The sequence below is a fragment of the Dactylosporangium sp. NBC_01737 genome (genome assembly GCF_035963215.1).
Taxonomy (GTDB): domain Bacteria; phylum Actinomycetota; class Actinomycetes; order Mycobacteriales; family Micromonosporaceae; genus Dactylosporangium.
Window position 1 is genome coordinate 13,238,093 of record NZ_CP109153.1, and the last position, 23,198, is coordinate 13,261,290.

20 protein-coding genes, 4 tRNA genes and 1 pseudogene are annotated in these 23,198 nt (G+C 70.5%); 9 read left to right on the forward strand and 16 right to left on the reverse strand.

Features of this window, described 5'->3' with window-relative positions; all coding sequences use genetic code 11:
• Positions 1–1,864 precede the first annotated feature (1,864 nt).
• The 3 genes from OHA72_RS61180 (at position 1,865) to OHA72_RS61190 (ending at position 5,797) form a co-directional block, all read left to right on the forward strand.
• Entirely contained in the window at positions 1,865–4,609 is a 2,745-nt protein-coding gene (locus OHA72_RS61180) for a hypothetical protein (RefSeq protein WP_327005223.1), read from the forward strand.
• A gap of 87 nt (positions 4,610–4,696) precedes the next feature.
• Positions 4,697–5,578, forward strand: coding sequence for a glycosyltransferase family 2 protein (locus OHA72_RS61185; protein ID WP_327005224.1), 882 nt, complete (start codon positions 4,697–4,699; stop codon positions 5,576–5,578).
• A 66-nt stretch (positions 5,579–5,644) separates the two neighbouring features.
• On the forward strand, positions 5,645–5,797 hold the full coding sequence (locus tag OHA72_RS61190) for a hypothetical protein (RefSeq protein ID WP_327005225.1): 153 nt from the start codon (positions 5,645–5,647) through the stop codon (positions 5,795–5,797).
• Here the strand turns inward: OHA72_RS61190 and OHA72_RS61195 are convergent.
• The 12 genes and pseudogenes from OHA72_RS61195 to OHA72_RS61250 form a co-directional block, all read right to left on the reverse strand.
• Positions 5,763–5,848: transfer RNA gene (locus OHA72_RS61195), tRNA-Ser, on the reverse strand. The genes OHA72_RS61190 and OHA72_RS61195 overlap by 35 nt on opposite strands.
• A 26-nt stretch (positions 5,849–5,874) precedes the next feature.
• Positions 5,875–5,959: transfer RNA gene (locus OHA72_RS61200), tRNA-Ser, on the reverse strand.
• Positions 5,960–5,962: 3 nt separating this feature from the next.
• Positions 5,963–6,035, reverse strand: a tRNA-Leu gene (locus OHA72_RS61205).
• A 61-nt stretch (positions 6,036–6,096) separates the two neighbouring features.
• The gene (locus OHA72_RS61210; protein WP_327005226.1) at positions 6,097–6,540 is read right to left on the reverse strand and encodes an HNH endonuclease; all 444 of its coding nucleotides are present in this window, start codon (positions 6,538–6,540) and stop codon (positions 6,097–6,099) included.
• A gap of 164 nt (positions 6,541–6,704) precedes the next feature.
• Positions 6,705–6,778 (reverse strand) — tRNA-Trp (locus tag OHA72_RS61215).
• 306 nt (positions 6,779–7,084) lie between these two features.
• The gene (locus tag OHA72_RS61220) at positions 7,085–7,702 is read right to left on the reverse strand and encodes a hypothetical protein (protein WP_327005227.1); all 618 of its coding nucleotides are present in this window, start codon (positions 7,700–7,702) and stop codon (positions 7,085–7,087) included.
• 125 nt (positions 7,703–7,827) lie between these two features.
• A complete protein-coding gene (locus OHA72_RS61225; RefSeq protein ID WP_327005228.1) occupies positions 7,828–8,241 on the reverse strand; it encodes a response regulator in 414 nt (137 codons plus the stop codon).
• Positions 8,242–10,050: a chemotaxis protein CheW gene (locus OHA72_RS61230; protein WP_327005229.1), complete on the reverse strand. Its 1,809-nt coding sequence runs from the start codon at positions 10,048–10,050 to the stop codon at positions 8,242–8,244. It abuts the gene before it with no gap.
• 391 nt (positions 10,051–10,441) lie between these two features.
• Positions 10,442–10,684: pseudogene (locus OHA72_RS61235) on the reverse strand (Hpt domain-containing protein); the annotation flags it as partial.
• The gene (locus OHA72_RS61240) at positions 10,659–12,023 is read right to left on the reverse strand and encodes a DUF998 domain-containing protein (RefSeq protein WP_327005230.1); all 1,365 of its coding nucleotides are present in this window, start codon (positions 12,021–12,023) and stop codon (positions 10,659–10,661) included. The pseudogene OHA72_RS61235 and the gene OHA72_RS61240, both read right to left, overlap by 26 nt.
• Positions 12,020–12,790 carry a hypothetical protein gene (locus OHA72_RS61245; RefSeq protein ID WP_327005231.1) on the reverse strand — a complete coding sequence of 257 codons (771 nt, stop codon included), beginning with the start codon at positions 12,788–12,790 and terminating at the stop codon, positions 12,020–12,022. Before OHA72_RS61245 ends, OHA72_RS61240 begins: the two co-directional genes overlap by 4 nt.
• 40 nt (positions 12,791–12,830) lie before the next feature.
• A complete protein-coding gene (locus OHA72_RS61250; RefSeq protein ID WP_327005232.1) occupies positions 12,831–13,586 on the reverse strand; it encodes a flagellar basal body-associated FliL family protein in 756 nt (251 codons plus the stop codon).
• A gap of 139 nt (positions 13,587–13,725) precedes the next feature.
• Between OHA72_RS61250 and nhaA the strand changes: the two genes are divergently transcribed.
• The 3 genes from nhaA to OHA72_RS61265 all read left to right on the forward strand — a co-directional run bounded on the left by nhaA (position 13,726) and on the right by OHA72_RS61265 (position 16,508).
• On the forward strand, positions 13,726–14,925 hold the full coding sequence (gene nhaA, locus OHA72_RS61255; RefSeq protein WP_327005233.1) for a Na+/H+ antiporter NhaA: 1,200 nt from the start codon (positions 13,726–13,728) through the stop codon (positions 14,923–14,925).
• Positions 14,926–15,148: 223 nt separating this feature from the next.
• On the forward strand, positions 15,149–16,108 hold the full coding sequence (locus tag OHA72_RS61260) for a sodium:calcium antiporter (protein ID WP_327005234.1): 960 nt from the start codon (positions 15,149–15,151) through the stop codon (positions 16,106–16,108).
• A gap of 34 nt (positions 16,109–16,142) precedes the next feature.
• Positions 16,143–16,508 (forward strand): STAS domain-containing protein, encoded by a 366-nt coding sequence (locus OHA72_RS61265; RefSeq protein ID WP_327005235.1) that lies wholly within the window; start codon positions 16,143–16,145, stop codon positions 16,506–16,508.
• A gap of 10 nt (positions 16,509–16,518) precedes the next feature.
• On the opposite strand, the gene OHA72_RS61270 is transcribed toward OHA72_RS61265, so the two are convergent.
• The 3 genes from OHA72_RS61270 to OHA72_RS61280 all read right to left on the reverse strand — a co-directional run bounded on the left by OHA72_RS61270 (position 16,519) and on the right by OHA72_RS61280 (position 19,718).
• Positions 16,519–17,295 carry a hypothetical protein gene (locus OHA72_RS61270; protein ID WP_327005236.1) on the reverse strand — a complete coding sequence of 259 codons (777 nt, stop codon included), beginning with the start codon at positions 17,293–17,295 and terminating at the stop codon, positions 16,519–16,521.
• A gap of 355 nt (positions 17,296–17,650) precedes the next feature.
• On the reverse strand, positions 17,651–18,310 hold the full coding sequence (locus tag OHA72_RS61275; RefSeq protein WP_327005237.1) for a hypothetical protein: 660 nt from the start codon (positions 18,308–18,310) through the stop codon (positions 17,651–17,653).
• Between the two features lie 121 nt (positions 18,311–18,431).
• Positions 18,432–19,718: a citrate synthase gene (locus tag OHA72_RS61280; RefSeq protein ID WP_327005238.1), complete on the reverse strand. Its 1,287-nt coding sequence runs from the start codon at positions 19,716–19,718 to the stop codon at positions 18,432–18,434.
• A 294-nt stretch (positions 19,719–20,012) separates the two neighbouring features.
• Between OHA72_RS61280 and OHA72_RS61285 the strand changes: the two genes are divergently transcribed.
• Together OHA72_RS61285 and OHA72_RS61290 are read left to right on the forward strand one after the other, a co-directional pair.
• On the forward strand, positions 20,013–20,486 hold the full coding sequence (locus tag OHA72_RS61285) for a GVDTG sorting domain-containing protein (RefSeq protein ID WP_327005239.1): 474 nt from the start codon (positions 20,013–20,015) through the stop codon (positions 20,484–20,486).
• Between the two features lie 4 nt (positions 20,487–20,490).
• Positions 20,491–21,144: a class F sortase gene (locus OHA72_RS61290; RefSeq protein WP_327005240.1), complete on the forward strand. Its 654-nt coding sequence runs from the start codon at positions 20,491–20,493 to the stop codon at positions 21,142–21,144.
• Here OHA72_RS61290 and OHA72_RS61295 read toward each other — a convergent pair.
• Positions 21,113–22,186, reverse strand: coding sequence for a hypothetical protein (locus OHA72_RS61295; RefSeq protein WP_327005241.1), 1,074 nt, complete (start codon positions 22,184–22,186; stop codon positions 21,113–21,115). The genes OHA72_RS61290 and OHA72_RS61295 overlap by 32 nt on opposite strands.
• Positions 22,187–22,522: 336 nt before the next feature.
• Here OHA72_RS61295 and ung point away from each other — a divergent pair, with 336 nt between their 5' ends.
• A complete protein-coding gene (ung, locus tag OHA72_RS61300; RefSeq protein ID WP_327005242.1) occupies positions 22,523–23,197 on the forward strand; it encodes a uracil-DNA glycosylase in 675 nt (224 codons plus the stop codon).
• Position 23,198 lies beyond the last annotated feature (1 nt).

Sequence of the window (23,198 nt, forward strand, 5' to 3'; positions counted from 1 at the left end):
CCCGGCAACCCGGGATCACTGTCGCCAGGACAACAGCCCGGCACCGCGTGACCACGATCCACCGCGTCGCCGGGGACAGTCCGCCCCACCCGGCCCTCAAGCTTCGATCCGCCCAGCCGTGATCAACACCCGGACCGAGCCGGCCACGCAGGCGAGGGCAGCCCCCGACGACCTTCCGGGATCGCGACGCCACGACCGGCTCCGATGACTGGACCGAGGGACCCCACACCCGGCCGGGAAGTACCGCGCTCCAAGCGGCGATCCTCACCCCGCCGCTAGATCGAAGGACGCCCGTGGTCGCGGATGCGGCCACTGCCGTCCTTTGATCACGCCCGCAAGATCGTCCGCTGGCACCGAACCATCGCCGGCGGCAGGAAAACTCCCGTGCACGGGCGCCACCCCGCCACCCCGCCGCTGCGCCGTGATCAACGCCGCGGGCCGGCCGTCCAGGCCGCCAGTCCGCGACTTCGATCAGCCACAAGGTCCAGCACTGGAGCGGAGTAGTCGGACAAAGATACCAATCCGGACATTCGCGGCGGGTGTGGGGGTGCCCGCCTTCCGGCTTTGTCCGTTATCCAGATTCCGCGAGTTTTGGCGAAGTCCGGAGGTGCGAGGGACGCGGCAATGCGGCTCAAGGTCAACCTCGGGGACGGAGCGGGAAAAGCGTGGATAGCGAGGTTTGGGCGGAACCCGAGGCGCAGCGGGTCCGTTAAATCTTTGTGTTGGCACGTTTTCGGATCGGTTCACGCCAGAGAGGCGGCGTTCGCGACGCGGGGCGGGTGTGTGGATCACCGTGCGTGTGGCGGTCGCGGTGCAGGCGGGTCGAGCCCGCGGGGCGGGCGGGGATGTCGGGAGGATCGGGACCGGCGAACGGCGTTTGCGGCGCGGAATTGTCCGGAAGGGGACCGTTTCGGGATCTGGGGGCGGTGGGAATCGGTTGTGGCAAGGGGCGGCGGCGGCAGAGAAGCAGACCGTGAAAGGGCACGGGATCGCGGTTGTCGGTGGTGTGCCGGGCGGGGTGGAATTCGACGGTGGGGTGGCTGGGTATACGACGGGCGGCCTGTTGGCGAACGGAGTCTTACCGCCGGTCAGGCGGGCCGGGCGTGGACAGGCCGTGCATCTTGCACGGTGCGGTTGGCGGCGTCGGTACAGGGGCGCTTTCGACCGGCGCGGCGGCCGGCGCGGTGGTGCCGGATCGGGGTGCGGCATCGGCGGTCGTCGTTTTCTGAATGCGATTCGGTGGGCGGTGAAGATCGAGATGGGAGGCGGACGTGTACTTCGTCACCCGGGGCGAAGCGGGTGCGGGGCTGGACGGGACGAGTAATGGCTGGTCAGAGTGGGTGGGGGTCGTCAAGTCGAGTGGGTTGACCGGCTGTGGCACACAGGACGCGGGCTCGATCAGCGGGTATCCAGGAGTGGGACCGATCGATGGGTCCCGTCCGGGTCGACCGATTGGAGAGGTTTTGCTGGCAGTGAGAACAGCGGCGGAGGCGATCACCGCTAGGACAGTGGCGATCACAGAATGTATCCGTCGGGCAGGGACCGCTGACATGCACAACTCTCCGGAAAACTCGTCATCAATGGGGGTGAATCGGGCCGGAACCACCCGGCTGTCGGCCATATTCACCGGGTCCCGCGACAAACGGGATGGTTGCGTCCGTCACTCAGCGCGGTACGATCCGCCAGAGCCGCCATGCGGTGATCGGTGTGGAACCCCCTCCGCATCGCACCGCTCGTGGCACACCCGACGGAGGGCGATCTTGACTATCTGCTGCCCGCTTGCAGCAAGCGCGCCGGACCAGCAGGCTGCGATGCGCATCTCGGCATGGCCGCCCGTCGGGGCAGCAGATCGTGTGAGGTTCGCATGAGCACCGCGATGCAGGTCCGCCTGCGGCACTGGCCCGGCATGAAGGTCTCCTGGCTCGGGGCGGGTGCGGTCGTCCATTCGGGCGACGAGCCCAGCCCGGGTGCGGCGGCGCTGGTCGTCTCGCCGCACGGCTCCACCGAGTGTGCGGTGGTCATCAGCTCGCACACCGTCAAGCTCCAGCCCGCGATGGTCGAGGAGTTGGCCGAGGTTCTGGCCAACGGTCTCCCGCGAGGGTTCACCGCGATGCGGTTCGTCGCCTGGGACGGCGCCTGCGCCACCAATGAGCGACCCGCCGCGGCACACATGATCGCCATGCGGCTCGGGATCGACGTCATCGCCGCCGCTGGGCCGTTGCTGGGTGTACCGGGTGGGTCGCTGTTCGCGCCGATCGGGCGTGGCGAGCACCGCCCCGGCGGGTTCTGGCGGTTCCGGGCGGGCGCGCAGCCGACCCGGGTGGGCTGGCGGTTCCCGGCGCCGCACTGGGAGGCGGACCTCGGCGAGGTGCCCGAGCTGTCCGGCGACCTGGTGCTCGACCAGATCCCGGCCGGCCTGTGGCTGCACCGCCGCCGCGTCGGCAGTGTCACCGACCTTGCGTATTCAGTGCCGACGGACCACGCGAACCCGGCGATGATCCTGTCGCACCCGGGTGAGGAGCCGCTGCACCGCGACGAGCTCGTCCGGGCCGTCTCGGTCATCCCGGCGCTCGCCGCCGACCGGTGCGTCTTCACGCCCTACGGGCAGCGTCCCCTCCTCGACGGGCCCGTCGGGCCGGTCGTGGCCGATGTGCTGGGCCGCGCCGTGCACGTGCGGACCGGGCTGCCGCTGTGTGCCCCTGCCGGGCAGCGCGCGGTCGTCACCATCGACCAGAAGGGTCTGCCGCGCTGGCGGACGTTCGCCCGGGAGCTGTGGCACGCGCCGCGCACCGGAGCGCCGCGCCCGGTCGACTGGGTCAACCCGTGCCCTGACGTGCTGGACACGCCGGCGGGTGCGGCCACGTTCACGCTCGGCAGCGGCTGGGTCCTCGAGGTCATCCAGGCCGGCCTGTGGCTGCGCCCGGAGCACCTGACCGACCCCGCCGACTGGATCCGCGGGCTGCCGGTCGACGTGAACCGCTGCGCCATCATCGTGGGCGCCCCGCACGCGGCCGAGCTGCCGCCACCCGGGCACACGATGGCCGAGGTGCTGGAGAAGCTCCCGGTCGACGCCCGCAAGCGGGCCTACCTGGCCGTGCCGCGGGGTGCCGCGCCGAACGTCTTCATTCTCGCGACCGCGCTGCGTGACTCGCTGCCGGAGCCGGGCGAGGTCGAGCTCGTCGGCCCGTCGGCGACACCGCCGGCCGCGGCGCTGCCCGCGTTCCCGCCGTCGACGACCGGGTCGTTCCCTGCGGTCGGCTCGACGGGCTCGTTCCCGTCGGTTGGGTCGACCGGGTCGTTCCCGGCGACGCCCGCCGCGCAGCACAACGGTCACCGTCCCGACGGGCCGTTCCTGGTCAACGGGCGGCCGGCCAACGGGCACCCGTCCGGCGCGCACCCGACGGTGTCCCGCCCGGCGGCGCACAGCTCGTTCGACCACGACGGGCCACAGGACACGTACCGCAACGGCTACGAGGGCCAGCGCACCGGCTCCTTCGAGCCGCTGACCAGTCCGGAGCGCCGCAACGGCAGCGAGCACCGCAATGGCAGCGAGCACCGCAACGGCGCCGAGCCGCGCACGGGTGGCTTCGCGCCGGCCGAGCCGACCTCAGGGTCGTTCGCGCCGGTCGAGCCGCGGTCGGGCTCGTTCCCGCCCGTGGAGCCCCGCACCGGATCATTCGCCGTGCCGCGCAACGGAGCAGACCCGCGTAACGGCGTCGATCCCCGCAACGGCGCGGACCTTCGCAACGGCGCGGACCTTCGCAACGGGGTCGACGGCCGCAACGGTGTCGACCCGCGCAACGGAGCAGATCTTCGCAACGGGGTCGAGGGCCGCAACGGGCACGACGCGCGCAACGGGGCCGACCCGCGGACCGGGGCGTTCGCGCCGGTCGAGCCGCCCACCGGTTCGTTCGCGCCGCTGAGCCCGAACGGGACCAACGGCCACCACGCCCCCGGCGGCTTCGGGCCGCAGCACCCGGGTCAGCAGCACACCGGCCCGGTGCACCCCGGTCAGCACGGCCGGCCGGTCGACAACGGTCGCGGGCAAGGGTTCGCCAACGGGCGGGCGGAGAACACCACGGCGTTCCCCGCTGTCGCGCCCGAGGCCTACCGCGGCACGCCCGACCCGGTCCGCAACGGCTCGCACCCGGAGCTGAACGTGGCGCCGCCGCGGACGTACCACCGCGAGCAGCCACCGGCGTACGACCCGCAGGGCTACGAGGCGGGCCGCCCGGCCAACGACGGTTACCGGTTCGACGCGCCGAACTACGACGAGCACCACTTCGATCTGCCGACGCCCCCCGGGCAGCGGGCACCCGTCCAGCGGATGCCGGCGCACGACGAGGCCGAGGACCAGACCGGCGGCATCGAGGACACCTCGTCGATCCGTAGCGGCCGCGAGATCCGTTCGCACGGCAAGAAGGCCAAGGCCACCCGTTCCGACGACAAGACGAGCACGCAGGAGCTCGACCGGCTCCTCGGGTTCTTCGACGAGATCCGCCGCGCGAAGGCGTGGGACGAGGACTCGCCGGGTTCGTCCACGGACGAGGCCACGGCGCGCCGCGCCGCCGCGGGCCAGCCCCCGGCCGGCCCCAGGCGGGCCCGCTAGCAACACGGACACAACGACGGCCGGTCTCCCAGCGGAGACCGGCCGTCGTGTTTCGTCGTGCGGGCGGTGGCCGACTAGGATCGCACGGTGCTCGACATCATGCTGCCGCACTACGGCGACGTGGAGCTGTTGAAGCTCGCCGTCAACAGCGTCCTCGCGCAGACCGACGACCGCTGGCAGTTGACCGTCCTCGACGACAGCACCGCCGAGGGCATCCCGGAGTGGTTCGCCTCGCTGGGGCACGACCGGGTGCGGTATCAGCGCAACCCCGCGAATCTCGGGGTCACCGGCAACTTCCAGCAGTGTGTCGACCTCGCCACGCAGTCGTTCATGGTCATCATGGGCTGTGACGACGTGATGCTGCCCAACTACGTGGCGACGGTGCACGCGCTCGTCGACGCGCACCCGGAGGCGGTGCTGATCCAGCCCGGTGTCGAGGTCATCGACGCGCGGGGCGAGGTGGTGCGGACCCTGGCGGACTCGACGAAGCGCCGGGTGTACGCGCCGAAGATCAGCGGGACCGTGGTCATGTCGGGTGAGGAGCTGGCGGTGAGCCTGCTGCGCGGCAACTGGCTCTACTTCCCGTCGCTGTGCTGGCGCACGTCGGAGATCAAGGCGGTCGGGTTCGACCCGGAGCTGAAGGTGATCCAGGACCTGGCGCTGATCCTGGAGCTGGTGACCCGCGGCGGCACGCTCGTCGCCACGGACGAGGTGTCGTTCCGGTACCGGCGGCACGGCTCGAGCCTGTCGTCGTCGTCCGCGGTGACGGGTGGCCGGTTCAGCGAGGCGCGCGACTTCTTCCTGGCCGCGGCGGCGCGGATGGACGCGCACGGCTGGCGCCGGGCGGGGCGGGCGGCCCGCTGGCACCTGTCGTCCCGCATCCACGCGCTGACGATGCTGCCGGCGGCCGCGAAGCAGCGCAGCGGCAGCAGCGTGACCGTGCTCACAAAGTACGCGCTGGGCCGCTGACCGTCCGGATCGGCGGTCCGCCGTTCGTCATGTTCGTAAAGGCCGAACACGACGAAGGAGCCACCCATGTACTACACGAGCATGCTGTGCCGGCCGGACGCGATGACCGAGGGCCTGCGGCGCGAGTCTGAGCACCGGGTGGCCCGCGTCGCGGCGCGCTGGCACCGCCGGCTGCGGCGTGGAGCGGAGAGGGTGGGAGTCGAACCCACACGGGCGTGAACCCAACGCCGTTTTCGAGACGGGTGCCGGCACCAATCGGCTGGCCTCTCCAAAGCCCTCAAGTGTGCGGTAGTGCGCGGAAAGTGAGGGGATCGAACCCCCGCGGGGTTGCCCCCGTCGACGGCTTAGCAAGCCGCAGCCTTACCTCTCGGCCAACCTTCCAAGTACCCGGAAGAGGATTCGAACCTCCAACCTCCTGACCCTGAATCAGGCGCCTCTACCGTTGGGCTACCCGGGCACGGGTTTCGAGCCTGTACGGGCCCGGCGGGGAGGTAGCAGCACCCCGCCGGACCCGTCCGTCAGCGCTGGGCCAGTGCGTGCCAGGTCGGGACCGACGGCTGGACCCGCAGCACCATGCCCGCTTCGGCGGGGGTGCGGTCGCCCTTGCGCTGGTTGCACACCGTGCAGGCCGCGACGGTGTTCTTCCAGGTGTTCCGCCCGCCCCGGGACCGGGGCAGGATGTGGTCGATGGTGGTGGCGTCCTTGCCGCAGTAGCCGCAACGACGGCCGTCACGGGCGTGGACCCCGGCGCGGGACCAGGCAGGTCCGCCGCCGAAGCGCCAGCGGGTGACGACGTAGGACACGAGCCGCACGACCTTCGGCATCGGGTAGACACCGATGAGCCGGTCGGGCTCGGACTCGTGCACGACGGCCACCTCACGCAGCAGCATGCGCACGGCATGGCGGAGGGTGACCCGGTGCAGGGGTCCGAGGTCGGCGTTGAGAACGAGAACCGCGGTCACCGGGCCTCCCTTCGCTAGTAACTTCCCAACTGATACCAAACGATCTTGCGTGCCGTGAGCGGGACTCGAACCCGCACTGATCCCATTTTGAGCGGGACGCCTCTACCGATTGGGCTACCCCGGCGTTTCGAATGTACGAATGGAATTGTCAAACAACGATGCTGCACGGGCGGCAGGAATCGAACCCGCAACCGTCGGGGTTGGAAGCCGGTGCTCTACCAGATTGAGCTACACCCGTAGGAAGGTACAAAAAAGCCGCCCATTGCTGTGGGCGGCGGGAGAGGCGGGGGAACCCTAGCCTCGCCACCGTCCGGGCAGCTCCGAACTGGCCAGCAGGTCGCTGAGCAGCATGTTGTGCCAAGCACGGGACACGCCTGATCGACCGCGCGACGCGGACGCCGTCAGTCGTAGCTCGATGTGCGCTGCCATTTGCGGTCTCCCTTCAGGTCCTGTGGATCTTGGTGTTCCTCGTTGACGTATTCAAAGATACGACCCCGGCGCCGCCTCGGCAACCATTTAATTCCGGCGGCGCCGGGAATGCCGTTCAGGCGGCCGTGTAGTGGGCCAGATACAGGTTCATCTCGTCGGTGGACTCGTCGCCCTCGTTGACGCTGAACCACAGCGAGTTCTCCAGCCAGAAGCGGTGGACGAACTGCTCGAAGCTGTCGGCGACGCGGACCATGTTGGCGATGAGGACGTCCACGTCGACCTCCTCGAGGCCGACGATCTCCAGCAGCCACGGCGAGGCGATGACGAACGGTTCGGCGCCGGGCCGCAGGTACAGGTACCAGATCACCGCGTCCTGCTGGTCGCGCAGGAACCGCACGAGCTGCGCCTCGGGCTCGACCGGGCTGGGCACGGGCCGGGGCGCCAGGTCGAAGTCGCAACCGGTGCACGACGGGATGGCGTCCATCAGGACCTGGCTGCTCATGAAGCGTTTGAACGCGGCCGGCAGCTCGACGTGCGCGGCGAGGGCGCCGAGGTCCATGGCGCGCAGCGGGTCGTGCGGGGCGCCGGAGACCAGCCAGTTGAACGTGCCGTCGAAGCGTGACTGGTCCACTACCGGCAGGCTTTCGGTGGGGTACAGCTCGTAGGTCCCCATGCTCGCCCGGGCGCTGCCCAGGTCCGTGCCCCACCAGCCGCGCGGAAAGTCGATCGTCATGTGTCGCACGGTACGACGCCGCCTGGTGTTCTTCCGTCGCCTATCGGACCAAGACGAGCGCGTTTCAGGTCACGCCGTCACCTCCGCTACGATCCGGACCGGCCACGCCCCCAACCCGGCACGGCTCAGCCGTTGTTCGCCCCCTCCAGGGTCGGGATCTGCGGCAGCACGCCGAGGTAGCTGAGCTTGTCGATGATCGCCTCGGCGGTGAACGGTTTGATGACGTATTCGTGCGCGCCGGCGGCGAGGGCGCGCACGATCTGCCCGTGTTCGCTCTCCGTGGTGACCATCATGAGGGTCATCTGCCGGAGGTGTTTCTGCTTGCGGACCGCCATCACGAACTCGAGGCCGTTCATCTCCGGCATGTTCCAGTCGATCAGGGCGAGCCCGGGTTGCAGGTCGTGGTCCCAGAGCTGGTCGAGGGCGTCCTTGCCGTTGGTGGCCTCGCGGACCTCGAAGCCGAGCGGCAGCAGGATCCGTTTGAGGATGCCCCGCATGGCACGTGAGTCGTCGATGACCATGGCGAGCTTCGTGTCCATTCAGACTCCGGCAGGTTGGTAGGTGGTGGTTTCGTAGGGGTCGGTGGTGGTGTCGATCTTGGTGTGGAAGAGGGGGTCGGCGGCGAGGATGGCGCGGCGCACGTCGAGCAGTTCGGTGACGCGCTGCTGGATGACGGCGGAGCCGAGCAGCCCGTCGTCGCCGAAGTCGCGGCGCGAGTCGTCGAGGCCTTCCTCGACGATGTCGAGGATCTTCTCCACGGCGAGGGCGACGGAGCGCCCGTTCTCCGTGTAGACCACCACGGGCACGGTCGGCCCGGGTTCGGTCTCGTACGCGCCGAGCAGGTGGGACAGGCGCAGCACGGGCAGGATCTGGTCGCGGTACTGCACGACCTCGCGGCTGCCGGTGCGTTCGATGCGTTCGACGGGGAACTCCTCGAGTCTGGTGACCATGTCGAGGGGGATCGCGACGCGGCGGTCGCCGACGCCGGCGATGAGGAGCCGGCCGCCGTTGCCGCCGCCGCGGCGAACCGTCGTGTCGGCGTCCTTGGGTTCGACGCCGGCGGCGAGCTGTGCCCGGCGGGCGAGCGACGCGACGTCGAGGATCAACGCGACGCGGCCGTCGCCGAGCAGGGTGGCGCCGGCGTACACACCGATGTCCTTGAACCTGGACGTCAGCGGCTTGACCACGACCTCCTCGGTGTTGAGGACGCGGTCGACGACCAGCCCGAAGCGTTTCCCTTCGGCCTGCAGGACGGCGACGTAGACGTCCTTGTCGTGTTCGCCGTCGCGGGCCAGGCCGAGGGTGTCGTCGAGGTACACCAGGGGCAGCAGTTTCCCTCTGAGCCGGTAGACCTGCGCACCCATGGCGTGCTCGACGACGCGGCCGGACTGCCCGTCCAGATACACCAGCTCATGCACCGCGACCTGCGGGATCACATACCGCTCGTCACCACACTCGATCGTCAGCGCCTGAATGATCGCCAGCGTCAACGGAATCGTCAACCGCCACGTCGTGCCCTGACCCACCACCGAGTCCACATCAACCGCACCACCGATGCGCTCAATGTTCGTCTTCACCACATCCATACCCACACCACGACCGGACACGTTCGTCACCGCCTTCGCGGTCGAGAACCCCGGCCGGAACACCAACCCCAAAATCTCCCGGCGATCCATCGTCGCCAACTGATCCCGCGACACCAGGCCCTTCTCCACCGCGATCCGCGCGATCTTGTCCGGATCAATCCCCGACCCGTCATCGCGGACCTCGACGATCACATGCCCACCCTCGTGGTAAGCCCGCAACGTCAACGTCCCCTCAGCATGCTTCCCCGCCGCCACCCGCTCATCCGGCGACTCAATCCCATGATCCACAGCGTTACGGACCAGGTGCGTCAACGGGTCCTTCACCGCTTCGAGGAGCGACCGGTCCAGCTCAGTCTCCTTACCCTCCTGCGCCAGACGGATCTGCTTACCGAACGTCGAGGACAGATCCCGCACCACCCGCGGCAACTTCGACCACAAATGATCAATCGCCTGCATCCGCGTCTTCATCACCGACTCCTGCAACTCAGAAGTGATGAGATTCAACCGCTGACCCGTCCGCGTCATCCCCGGATCCGCCACCGACCCGATCGCCCGGATCAACTGATTCCGGGTCAACACCAACTCCCCCACCAGATTCATCAACTTGTCCAGAAGATCCACATCCACCCGGATCGACTGATCCGCCACACTCCGCTTCGACACCGTGTCGTCGGCGGAGTCGGTGGGCGGCTGACCGGCCGCGGCCGGCCTGCCCTTCGCCGGGGCCGGAGCGGCCGCGGGCACGGGCGCCGCCGCGGGCACGGGCGCGGCCGCGGCGCCGCCGGCGGTGGCCCGAAACGGCTGGGGCCTCAGCGACCTGTGGGACTGCCACCACGGTCACCGGCTGGACCACAACGACCTCCACGGCCGGCGCCGCCGGTGGCGGTGCCGCTGCGGGCTCGGTGACGTCCCCGCTGACCGGAGCGGCGGCAACCGCCGCGCCGGCTGGAGACGCCGCTGCCGCCGCCGCGGCGGGTTTGGCGGCCGCCGCCGGCGTCGACCCATCGGTGATGCACGCGTTGACCGCGGCGATCACACCCGTGTCGTCGCCTTCGAGCTCCCGGCCGTGCTCCTCGATCTCCGACAGCAACCCACGGACCGTGTCGACCATCCGCAGCAACGCGTCGGTCGTCGAGGGCGTCATGCCCTGCGTACCGTCCCGGAGGCGGGACAGCAGCGACTCACCGACGTGCGTCACCTTCTCCAGACGGTTGAACGCCAGAAAGCCGGACGTGCCCTTGATCGTGTGGATGGTCCGGAAGATCGACGACAGCAGCTCACGCGATCCCGGCGCGGCCTCCAATGCCACCAGGTCCCGGTCAAGCTGATCCAGGTTCTCGTGCGACTCCACGAGAAACTCCTGAACGATGTCACCCAAGTCGTCGCTCACTGCCACGCTCCCCTTCTCCGACGGCCCAATCGACCGTCGGAGCGGGAACCTGAGCAAACCGGTCAGTGCGCAGCAGCCACACCGCCGCGGCGAACATCCACAGCGTCCAGGTGGCGTCGAACGCCCGTCCGGCAAGCCCCTTCCACGCCGGGGAGGCGGCGAGGGCGGCGCCGAAGCTCACCAGTACACCGGCGAACGGCAACGCCAGGAAGCGCGGTCCGGCGCTGGTCAGCAGCGCCAGCGCCGTGATGAGCAGCGCGAAGGTCGGTATCAGCGCGATCTCCCGGATCGTGCCGGGGACGGTGCGTGCGCCGGTGGCGGTGTCGTCCTGCCCGAAGACGGCGGACAGGTAGGCGCCGCCGGAGGCGAGGGTGAGCAGCACTCCCCCGGCGCGGCTCACGGTCCGCAGGGCGAGGCCGAGGCAGAGGGCGCCGGTGCCGAGGGCCAGGTAGGCGCCGACCATGAGACCGCCGTAGGGGCCGTGGGCGTATTCGCCGACCCACCGGGCCCGCACGTCCAGGTCGGGGCGCAGCGCGGGCAGGGCGGCGAGCGCGACGAGGAACAGCCCGACCCCCGCGGCACCGGTGACGGCGAGCCCGCGGGTCGTGCCGTGCCGGCGCACCAGCAGCACGGCGCAGACGGCGGCGAGCCCGAGCAGGTCCAGCAGCTGGACGAGCAGTCCGCCGCTCATGGTGTACGGGTAGCGCGACAGCTGGATCCACAGGATCGCGGGCAGCGTCAGCAGCCACAGGGCCGCGAGGCGCCAGTCCCGGCCCTTGCCGGTCAGCCACAGCAGGGTCGCGAGGCCGAGGGCCCAGCCGGCGTAGACGCGCACGAGGACGGGTGGCAGCGGCGCCAGGACCATCGGCACGAAGAACAGGAACGTCCAGACGGACCCGAGGATCACGGCGTTGCCCATGAACAGGTTCGCGGCCCACGCGGGCAGCGGGCCGGCCGGGGGGACGGCGGGGCGGCGTTCCTGCCACACCCACAGTGCGAGCAGGGTCGGCGGTGGCAGCAGGTAGCTGACGAACCACAGCCAGAACGCCACCGTGCCGTGGGTGAACACCGGCCAGTGCAGGAACGTGGCGAGCAGCATCACGGACGTGAGGACCCCGGCGGCGGCGACGACCGGGCGGACCTGCCCCCAGTTGCGGGCGAAGAGCGCGGCGGCGAGCATGACGGCGACGGAGCCGTAGCAGGCGCCGAGGACCGAGGCGGCGGCCGGTGACGCGATCGGCCACGCGAAGTTGGTGGCGGTCGAGGCCGGGTCGAGCAGCACCGCCGACGCGCCGAAGAGGCCGAACAGCAGTTCGACCGCGATCCAGATCCTGATGAGTCTCATGACACGCGCGCTCTCCGCCGGGTGAGGCCGGCGATCGTGCCGGCGGTGAGCCCGGCGAACACCACGGCGAACCCGGTGAACCACACGACGGTGGCGGTGCCCGGCCGGAACAGCTCCAGCCGCAGCGTGGACACGATGAGGACGGTGCCGGCGAACAGCGCCGAGGCGGGCAGGACGATCGCGAGGTCGTCCAGCGGCCGGCGGGCCGACAGCAGGAACCCCACGCCGAATGCGGCGAGGGGCGGCGCGTAGATGTGCAGGACGAACGGCTGCGCCGCCCACGGCCACGCGGGCGGGTCCACGAGGAGCAGCACGGCGACGACGCTGAGCAGCGCGCCGGTGACGGCGAGGAAGCCGCGCAGCCACCGCGGGGCGGGCGGGCCGGCGGCGACCGGGGTCCGGCGGTGCTCCCACAGGCGCCAGACCTCGGTCACCGGCAGCACCGTGTAGGCGACCAGCCAGATGACCACGGTGGTGCCGGTGTGCTGGATGCGGTCCCAGTGCACGAACAGGACCACCAGCAGCCCGCCGGTCCACACGGCGATCATCGGTACCACGACCGCCTGGCGGGACCAGGTGGAGCTGCGCGCCATCGCGGCCATGAACACGGCCCCGGAGAGGTAGAACGCGCCGATCACCTGGGCGTGCAGCGGCGGCAGGTGCCACGGCACGGCGAGCTCGACGGAGTGCGGGAAGAGCAGCCCGACGGCCGCCACCCAGCCGGCGAGGAGCACCCCGCCCGCGTACACCAGTCGATTCGCGCTCACGACCGGGTTCACGGACCGGGCGGCGGACCGGTTCTGTCGGCTATTGGCGGGCGCTGGTGCGTTTCAGCTCGACGATGACGTCGGGGGTCGTCAGGCTCATCGCGACGCTGCCGCAGTTGAGCTTCCGCGGCGGGACGCTGCGGGCCTCGAGCTTGGAGGTGTAGTCCTGGTGGCCGTTGCGGAACAGCGTCTCCGTGCCGTCGGCGCGCGGGTTGCTGTAGACGACCTGCCCGTTCTCGACGACGTAGGAGTAGACGATGATCCCGGTGAATACGAACTCGTAGGTGGTGGACCCCTTGGCGCCGGTCATGCGGACACCGGATCCGTAGTCGAAGACGACCCGGCCGCTGTCGTTGTAGCGGTGATACGTGCCGCTGCCGTGGAACGGGAAGACGCCGGTGTTGAGGATCGCCATGTTCTCGTCGTGCCGCTCCTCCAGCCACACGCCGACGATGCAGGTGTCCGCCGACGGTGACGGGCTGGCGGTCGCGCTCGGGCCGGCGCTCGGGCTGGAGCCGGCGCTGGGGCTCGGTGCCGTGCTCGTCGCGCCGGTGGTCGCGGGCGCGGCCGGTCGCTGCGCCGCGGTGTCCTCGGCGGGTTGGTCGCCGCCGGTGGCCGCGTAGACGATGACGGCGGTGATGAGCAGGACCGCGACCACGGCGAACACGATGCCGGGGATCAGCAGCGGGTTACGCTGGAGCCGAGGCGGCCCCGCGGGCGCCCCGACGTAGAGCCGGCAGCGCAGGCACAGTCCCTGCGCGTCGACGCCGATCGCGCCGCATCTCGGACACTGCACCCGGACACGGTACCGTGCGGGCCCCCGCCACGATAGTCCACAGTGGAGTGAGAGCACGGTGGGGTAGCGTTCGCCGCAGGTGCGCCGGGAAGTCTGGTCGGCAGGACAGGATGAGTCTGCCCGCTGGAGGAGACCCGCAATGGCCCGTGGCACCGCACGCCGGTTCGACATGCTGCTGGAGTTCCTCCGCCTGGAGACGACCGGTGGTCGGCTGCTTCTCCTCGCGACCGGGGTCGCCCTGCTGTGGGCCAACCTGCCCGGCGGCACCTATGAGCAGTTCTGGTCCATGCGCCCGCCGTCCTCGGCGGTGCTGGACGCGCTGCACCTGGACCTGTCCCTCGCCGACTGGGTCACCGACGGGCTGCTGACGATCTTCTTCTTCGTCGCCGGCCTGGAGGTCAAGCGGGAGCTGACCGTCGGTGAGCTCGCCGGTTGGCGGGCCGCGGCCCTGCCGGTCGCGGCGGCGCTCGGCGGCATGGCGGTGCCGGCGGTCGTCGCGATCGTGGTGTCCGGCGGCGCGGCCGCGCACGGCGGGGCGTGGGCGATCCCGGTCGCCACGGACATCGCGTTCGCGTTGGGGGTCCTGGCCCTGGCCGGCTCGACGCTGCCGTCGGGGGTGCGGGTGCTGCTGCTGTCCCTGGCCGTCATCGACGACCTGGGCGCCATCGCCCTCGTCGGGGTGCTGTTCGCGCACGACGTCCGGCTGTGGTGGCTGGCCGGCGGCCTGGTGCTGTGCCTGGTGTACGGGTTGCTGCACCGCCTGCGCCGTGCGCCCGCATGGCTGGTCGTGCCGATCGCCGTGGGAGCGTGGGTGTTCGTGCACGGCGGCGGCGTCCACGCCACCGTGACGGGGATCGTGCTCGGCCTGCTGACGCCCGTACACACGCGGAACGGTGAGGACGAGTCGGCCTGTAACCGTCTCCTGCACCGGCTCCACCCGGTGTCCGTCGGCGCGGTGGTGCCGATCTTCGCGCTCGCCGCCGCCGGCATCCCCCTCGCCGCGGCCGGCGACGCGTTCGGTGACCCGGTCGCGCGGGGAGCCGCCGTCGCGCTGCTGGTCGGCAAGCCCGCGGGCATCATGCTCGGCTCGTGGCTGGCGGTGCGCACCAGGCTCGGCGCGCTGCCGCCGGAGGTCGGGTGGGGTGACGTGCTGCCGGTGGCGATGCTCGGCGGCGTCGGCTACACGGTGAGTCTGCTGATCGCCAGGCTGTCGGTGCCGGGCACCGGGGCGGACACCGCCGCGGCCGCGGTGCTGTGCGCGTCGGTGGTCGCGGCGGTGCTGGCGACGGTCCTGGTCCGGCGGCGGGGCAGCACCCGCCCCACCGGCGCGACCCGGTGACGCATCAGGTCCAGACATGGTGAGACCGGCATCCACGGGGGAAGACGCCGGTCTCGTTGAAAACGATAAGGCTCGACGGGCCTTTCCGCCAGCCGTGCACGGGGTCAATCCACCGGAACCGGTTACGGATCGGCGGGCGAGACACGGGGCGGTATCGTGTCGGGCCGTTGGCCCGGCGTTTCCGTGATCCTCAATGGTTCCGTGATCCTGAATTTGGAGACTGATGTCGACGCTGCTCGTCGTCGGGCTCGGCCTGGTCGGGCTGGCGCTGCTGACCGTGGGCGCCGACCAGGCGGTGGTGGGCGCGAGCCGGCTCGCGACGCTGCTGCGGGTCGCGCCGGTCATCGTCGGCGTCGTCGTGATCGGGCTGGGCACCAGCGCCCCCGAGTTCGTGGTGTCCGGCACCGCGGCGGTGCGCGACAACGCGGGCCTGGCGCTGGGCAACCTGGTCGGCTCCAACATCCTCAACGTGACCCTGGTCCTGGGTGTCGTCGCGGTCGTGTCCCCGGTGATGGTGCGCTCCTCGGTGCCGGTCCGGGAGGCGCCGCTGATGGCGGCGGCGGTCGCGGTGTTCGGCGCGTTCGCACTGGTCGGCCTGAAGTTCGTGGCCGGGCTGCTCCTCGCCGTCCTCAGCGTCGGGGCGCTCATGCTGTTGGTGCGGTTGTCGCGGGTACAGGACGGCGACCCGCTGCCCGATGACGTCGCCGCGTTCGTCTCGCCGCGGGCGCGGCACTGGTGGGTCGAGGCGCTGCGGACCGTGCTGGGGCTCGCCGCGACCCTCGGCGGGGCGCAGCTGCTGGTCGCCAACGCGGTCACGCTCGCGCACCGGTGGGGCGTCAGCGACCAGGTCATCGGCTTCACCCTGGTCGCCTTCGGCACGTCGCTGCCGGAGCTGATGACGTCGGTGCAGGCGCAGCGGCGCGGCGAAGGCGACCTGCTGGTCGGCAACCTGCTGGGCAGCAACATCTTCAACAGCCTGATCGGCGGGGCGGTCGTCGGTCTTGCCGCAGGACGCTCGACGATCGCGCCGTTCGGGTTCGCCGCGGTCACGGCGATGGTGTGCGCCGCAGTGCTCGCCTGGCTCCTGCTGTGGCGGGGCAGCAGGATCACCCGTCCGGAGGCTTGCGTCCTGCTGGCCGCGTATGTGTGTGTCCTGCCACTCCTGATCTCGGCCAACCCGTGAGTTTCCGGTTCCGCTGACTGGGTACGCGACGTGAATGGGCGACGCGATGGTCCGGACACACCGCTCCGGAGATGTACTTGTGGTGGAAGTATTGGGCCCGTTGGAAGCCGCGACGGTAGGCGCACTGCGATCGGTGGTGATCGACACGATCGACGCCCAGCGGCCGTCGGTGCTCACCGTCGACCTGCGGCGGGTGCCGTTCATGGATTCGATCGGCATCGGCACCCTGGTCGCGATCAACAACAAGACCCGCGACGTCGGTGGCCGGATGGAGGTCCGCAGCCCGTCACCGTTCGTGCACCGGCTGCTGCAGGTGACCGGGCTGACGGAGCTGTTCGGCCTGCCGGACCTCCCGGTTGACGCGCCCGTCTCGGGCGCCGGAATGATCCTTCCCTCTTGATCTTTCAGGATCAGTAGCGGTCCACGACGACGCTGGACACTCCCGCGGTGTTGTCGATCTCGTACCTGTCGGCCGCGGCGGGGTCTCCGCTCTGGAACGCCGCGCCGCCCGCGACCCCGTCGTGGCGGGCGCCGTCGACGGTGACGCTGCCGGCACCCCCGCCCGCGACGACCCGGACGGGCCGGCCCTGCGGCAGGTGGACACGGAAGGTGCTGGCGCCGCCGCTCATCCGCACCGGGACAACGCCCTTCGCCGCGGGAAGGCTGAGCTCGATGCTCGAGACGCCGCCGATGTACTCGACACCGCCGATCTCGCGCAGGCCGCGTAGGTCGGCGGTGTTGCTCGTGGCGCCGGCGGTGAAGCGGACGGTCCAGCGCACGTCCCGGTTGAGCTCGACGGTGACGACGCCCTTGTCGGCGCCGTTGCCGGTGTCGTTGAGCTGGACGCCGACCCGGCCGTCGAGGTCGGTGACGCTGGGGACCATGCGCCCGCCGTCGGGGGTGCGGACCCGGTAGAGCACGTCGCCGAGGTCCGCGGCGGTGACGGTGACGGCGGTGACCCCGCTGAGCAGGTCCAGGGTCGCCTGGTCGCGGCCGGCCACGGCCGCGGTGACGGTGTGCGACGCCCGGTCGACGGAGGCGTGCCGGACCCGCCAGACGGAGACGGCGACCGCTGCCAGCACCAGCACGGCGAGCAGGATCATGCCGCCGATGAGCAGCACTGTGCGCGGGGGCGGACCGGCGGCGTGCGCGGGGGCTGTGGCGCGCGGACGAACGGTGGTCACCATGTCGATGTGGTCTCCGCGGGCACGGTCATCGAAACGCGGATGTCTGGCGTCGGCCGGCGGGGAGTGGCAACCAGTTCAAAGACCGGGGCCGCCGCCACGGGGGAAGCGGCGGCCCCGGCGTCCTTGGGATGCAACGCAATGTACTCCCAACGTGAGCCACTGCACAGCCCCCAATCCGTGCCGTTCTACCGGTGTCGGAGAACCGTCCAATGTAGAACGTCCAAGCGACGCAACCGCACAGATTCGCACAACCTGTGCGGCTTCAGCCGTGTGGGCGCTGCCGCTTCGGTGCTGTCTTCTGGTGCCTGCCGCTTCGGTGCTGTCTTCTGGTGCCTGCCGCTTCGGTGCCGCGGCTTCAGTGCAGTGCGGCGGCGCGGCGGCCGACCTCGGCCGGGGTCAGCAGCTCGCCGTCGAGGACGACGGCCCAGAAGGCGGTGAGCGGGATCCGCTCGAACAGCGGCGAGCCGAGCCCGTCGAACACCTGCTCCGGCACCAGCTTCAGCGATGTGGTGATCACGATCGTGGGGATGCTCTGGGCGAGTGCGAGCGTGCCCTTGATGTTGAGCACGCGGGTGGGGCTGATCGCGTCGGCCCCGGCCATGCCCGTCACCGGCAGGAGCCCCTCGGTGCCTGGGGCGTCGACGGTGCCGGCGGGCAGCTGCGCGGCGACGGCCTTCACCAGCGCGCTGCTCGGCGCGGTGCGGGCCCATCCGCCGCGCTGGTGCAGCAGGCGGGTCGCGGTGGCGACGCTCGCCTCGACGTCTCGGTCGAGCTGCTCCCGGATCGCGCGCAGGGCGGGCCCGGGATCGTCACCGTTGGCGGCACGGGCGATGTGCCACATCGAGGCGTACCCCGGCAGCAGCCCAGGCAACTGCGCCATGACCTCACGCAGCGTCACGGGATCGTGGACGAACTCGGCCAGGCCGTCGAGGACCTGCCGGGCCACCCCGGTCGCTCCGGACGTCCGGTCCTGCACTGCCGCGGTGAGTAGCGGCGACAACGTTGGCGCGCTCATGAAAACCGGTCTCCCCTGTCGAAAACGGACAACGACCCCAGATGGACCTCATGTATGAGACAGCCGGGGTCGATCTCCGTCAAGGTACAAACGAGCAAGAACCGGTTGACGCTGCGGGTCTTTACCGAGCAGCAATCGGCGCGTAATCCCGTGCGCCGTAACCGATATACACCTGACGCGGGCGGCCGATCTTCGTCTCCGGGTCGTTGATCATCTCACGCCACTGCGCGATCCAGCCGGGCAGGCGGCCCAGCGCGAACAGCACCGTGAACATCGTCGTCGGGAAGCCCATCGCCTTGTAGATCAGGCCCGTGTAGAAGTCGACGTTCGGGTACAGCTTGCGGGAGACGAAGTACTCGTCCGACAGCGCGATCTCCTCGAGCTGCATCGCCAGGTCCAGCAGCGGGTCGGGCTTGGCCATCCGGCCGAGGACCTCCTGCGCGGCCTTCTTCACCAGCGCCGCGCGAGGGTCGTAGTTCTTGTACACACGGTGACCGAAGCCCATCAGGCGGGTGGCGGTGTCCTTCTTGTCCTTGACCCGGCTGACGAACTTGGCGACGTCGCCGCCGTCGTTCTGGATCACCTGGAGCATCTCCAGGACGGCCTGGTTGGCGCCGCCGTGCAGCGGGCCGAACAGCGCGTTGACGCCGGCGGAGACGGAGGCGAAGAGGTTCGCCTGGCTGGAGCCGACGAGCCGGACCGTGGAGGTCGAGCAGTTCTGCTCGTGGTCGGCGTGCAGCAGCAGGAGCATGTCGAGGACCTTGACCGCGACCGGGTCGATCTCGTACGGGGTCGCCGGGACGCCGAACGTCATCCGCAGGAAGTTCTCGACGTAGCCCAGCGAGTTGTCCGGGTACAGCATCGGCTGCCCGATCGCCTTCTTGTAGGCATACGACGCGATGGTCGGCACCTTCGCCATCAGCCGGATCGTGGAGATCTCGACCTGCTCCTGGTCGAACGGGTTGAGGCTGTCCTGGTAGAACGTCGACAGCGCACTCACGGCGGAGGACAGCACCGCCATCGGGTGGGCGTCGCGCGGGAAGCCGTCGAAGAAGCGGCGCATCTCCTCGTGCAGCAGCGTGTGGTGCTGGATCCGGCCGGTGAAGTCCTCCAGCTGGGCCGGCGTCGGCAGCTCGCCGTGGATCAGCAGGTAGGAGCTCTCCAGGAACGTCGAGCGCTCGGCGAGCTGCTCGATCGGGTAGCCCCGGTACCGCAGGATCCCCGCGTCGCCGTCGATGTACGTGATCGACGATACGCACGAGGCGGTATTGACGAATCCGGTGTCGAGCGTGACCTGACCGGTGTCTTTGAGCAGTTTGCCGATCTCGAGACCGGCGGGCCCTTCCGTTGCCTTGCGTGCCGGCAGGTCGAGCTCGCCGTCCGGGTAGGTGATCTTGTACTCACTCATGCGCGTCGTTCCCGTCTCGTCCCGCAGTCCGGCTTCTGGCCGCGGCCGCCATTGCCCGCGACCGGCGCTTATGGCGCCGACGCGCAGGATTTCAGACGTGCAGCCCGCACCACCAGGCGGGGCGCTCACGTGCGATATTTCCTACTCGTTACCTCATCCTCGCACCGGAGGAAGTACGGGACCAACCTGGTCTTTCTGGAAACTCTCAAGTTTGCCGGGTGACCTCAGTGTCATCGTGCCACTCCTCCGCGGAAGGTGTTCGGTGATCACCCCGATACAGCGGCAAATGGGAACATGCGAAGAATCCTGCTGTCCGGCGCCTTGCTCGCCGGCACGACGGCCGCGCTCGCCCTCCCCGGCGTCGCGGCGGCCGAGGGCGCCGGCGCAGTCACCCCGGACACGGTGAAACCTGGCGGGCGCGTCACGTTCAGCACCGTCTGCGCAGAGGGCGTGAAGTCCGCCGACGTCGCCGGGACCACGCTCGGACTGCCCGCTCGCATCCCCATGGAGGCCGGCAAGTCACCCGGCTCGTTCTCCGTCGCGGTCGACATCCCGGCGACGACCAGCGCCGGCACGTTCAACGTCAGCATCGACTGCGCCGACGGCAGCTCCTCGGTGGTCAAACTGGTCGTCTCGCCGACCGGCGGGGTGCCGACCGGCGGCGGCTCGACCGCGCAGGGCCCCAACCGCACCCTCATGGCCGCCGGCGGGGGGCTGCTCCTGGTCGGCGCGGCGGGCGCGCTGGCGCTGCGCCGCCGCACGGTGTGACGGCATGGGACACCGGCCACGGCACATGCTCGTCAGGTCCAACGGGACCTGGCGGGGCGGCACCGTGATCGGCGTCATCACCCTGGCGGTGACCGGTGTCTCGCTCATCGGCGCCGGGTACGGCACGCCGGTGGCACCGCCGGTCGTGGAGTCCAGCGCCTCGGCCGGGCTGGCCGGCGCCGCCGCGGAGGTTTCGGCGTCGACGCCGGTCGGGTTGAGCATCTCCTCCATCGCCGTGGACGCACCCGTCGAGCGGGTCGACGTCGACCGGGACGGCATCCTCATCCCGCCGTCGCTGCGGGAGTCGTCGCACGTCGGCTGGTACGAGCGGGGACCGACCCCCGGCGAGGCCGGCAATGCCGTGATCGTCGGCCACGTCGACACCTCCGACAGCGGCCCGGCGGTGTTCTACCGGCTCGGCCGGCTCAAGCCCGGCGACCATGTCGACGTGACCCGGCGGGACGGCTCGACGGTCACCTTCGAGGTCGACGGGGTGCGGCTGTACCCGAAGCGGTTCTTCCCGGCCGAGCTGGTCTACGGCCCCGCCACCCGCCCCCAGCTGCGCCTGGTCACCTGCGGCGGCACGTTCGACCGCGCGACCAGCAACTACTCCGGCAACACCGTCATCACCGCGACGATGGTGTCGTGGCGGCCGTGAACTGGTCCAGGGTGACGGCGTGGATGCGGCCCGCCGGTACCGACCGCTGCATGAGCATGTTGCGCATGACCCCGACCGCGAGGGGGGTACCGCACAGGTAGACGTCGTGGGAGGTCCACTCGGCGAAGTCGATGACCACCTGCGGCAGGGATCCGCTCAGGTACGGGTGCGACGGCCCTCTCGCCACGACCGGGTGCACGGTCGCGTGGGCGCACCGGGCGGCGTGTGCCCGCAGCGACTCCAGGTCGTACAGGTCGTCGCGGGTCGACACGCCCCAGAACAGGTGCACGACCCGCTCGTCGAGGCGGGCGGCCAACTCGTCCAGCAGCCCCTTCACCGGGGCGACGTGCACGTCCTCGGCGACGATGAGGATCGCCCGGCCGTGCTTCTCGATGACGAACTCGCCCTCGGCCCGGTGCAGCCGCACCGCGTCGCCGACCCGGGTGCCGTGCACCAGCGCGCCGGTCGCGTCGTCGCTGGGGGTGGCCTGGACGTGCAGTTCGAGGCGGTTGTCGCCGGTCGGCGGCGCGGAGATCCAGCAGGACCGCCACGCGCCGGGCACCATCGGATGCTCCACGACGGCGCGCTGCCCGGCCCGCGCCGGGTACGGCAGGTCGGTGGCCAGCCGCAGCACCGCCACGTCGTCGCGGCGCTGGTCGTGGGCCAGCACGGTGGCCGTCCAGAACGGGGTCTCGTCCTGCTGCAGCGACCTGCCCTGGCGCAGCCAGCCGACGACGAAACGCCAGCCGTCGCGCCACGTACCGGCGTCCTCATCGCTCCAGGGCCTATCGGACGTTTCGCGGACTGCCTCGACCAGGGCCTCGCCGAACAGGTCCAGCTGCCGGCTGCGCGGACCGATCAGCGCGTCGAGCGCCGGCGCCAGCTGCGCGAGGTGCGGCACCACGGCACTCGGCTGGTCGAAGTGCTCCAGCAGCCAGACGAACCCGCGCTCGGCCGCCGACGGGTCCGCGGCGATCGCGCTGTGCAGGACGGTGCGCTGCTCAGGCGGCGCGTCGGCGAGCCGCGCGATGACCGCCCTCACGTTGGTTTCCCGGAGGCGCTGCTGCAGCTGCGTCAGATAGCCCTGGTCGCTGGGTTTCGGCCCGTCCGCGGGACCGTCCTGTGCAAGACTGTCCTTTGGCTGATCTTGCTGGCGCCTGGGCCTCGGAGATGCCGCCCGCTGCTGGGCATTCTGCTCCAACTGGGCCTGCCTCCACGCCCAGAGCACCGTCAATGGTTCGCCGCCATGCCCGACCGGTCCTACCTGCGCCACACCTCCAGTCTCCCGGGTTCACGGCGGCAATGTAGCCAATTCCGACATACCCCCGCGTTTTACCGCGTCGTGAAAATGTCGTACCGCTTTCGTAGAGTGCGGTGCATGTCGTTGGATTTGCTCGAGCTGCTCCCCGCCGGCTGGCGGGACCTGATGAAACCGCACCTGGATCTCGAGATCGTGCAGAAGCTCGAGACGTTCGTGGAGGCGGAGTATGCGGCCGGCCCGGTCTATCCCCCGCTGCCGGACCTGTTCACCGCCTTCCGGCTCTGCTCGCCGGAGGCCGCGCGGGTGCTGATCCTCGGCCAGGACCCCTATTTCAAGGAGGGCCAGGCACACGGGCTCAGCTTCTCGGTGCGCCCCGGCGTGTCGATCCCGCCGTCGCTGCGCAATGTCTACAAGGAGCTCCGCGACGACCTCGGCGTCACCCCGCCCACCAACGGTGACCTCACCGGCTGGGCGAGCGACGGCGTCCTGCTGCTCAACGCGGTCCTCACCGTCCGCGCCGGCAAGGCCGCCTCCCACGCCAACAAGGGCTGGGAGCACTTCACCGACGCCGCGATCGCCGCGCTCAACGCGATGCCCCGCCGCGTCGTGTTCGTCCTGTGGGGCAGCTATGCCCGCAAGAAGGCCGTCCTGGTCACCAACCCCCAGCACAAGATCGTCGAGGCGGGCCACCCCAGCCCCATGAACCCCGCCGGCTTCCTCGGCTCCAAGCCCTTCAGCCAGACCGACGCCGCACTCGTCGAGGCCGGCCTGCCCCCGGTCCGCTGGGTCTGAT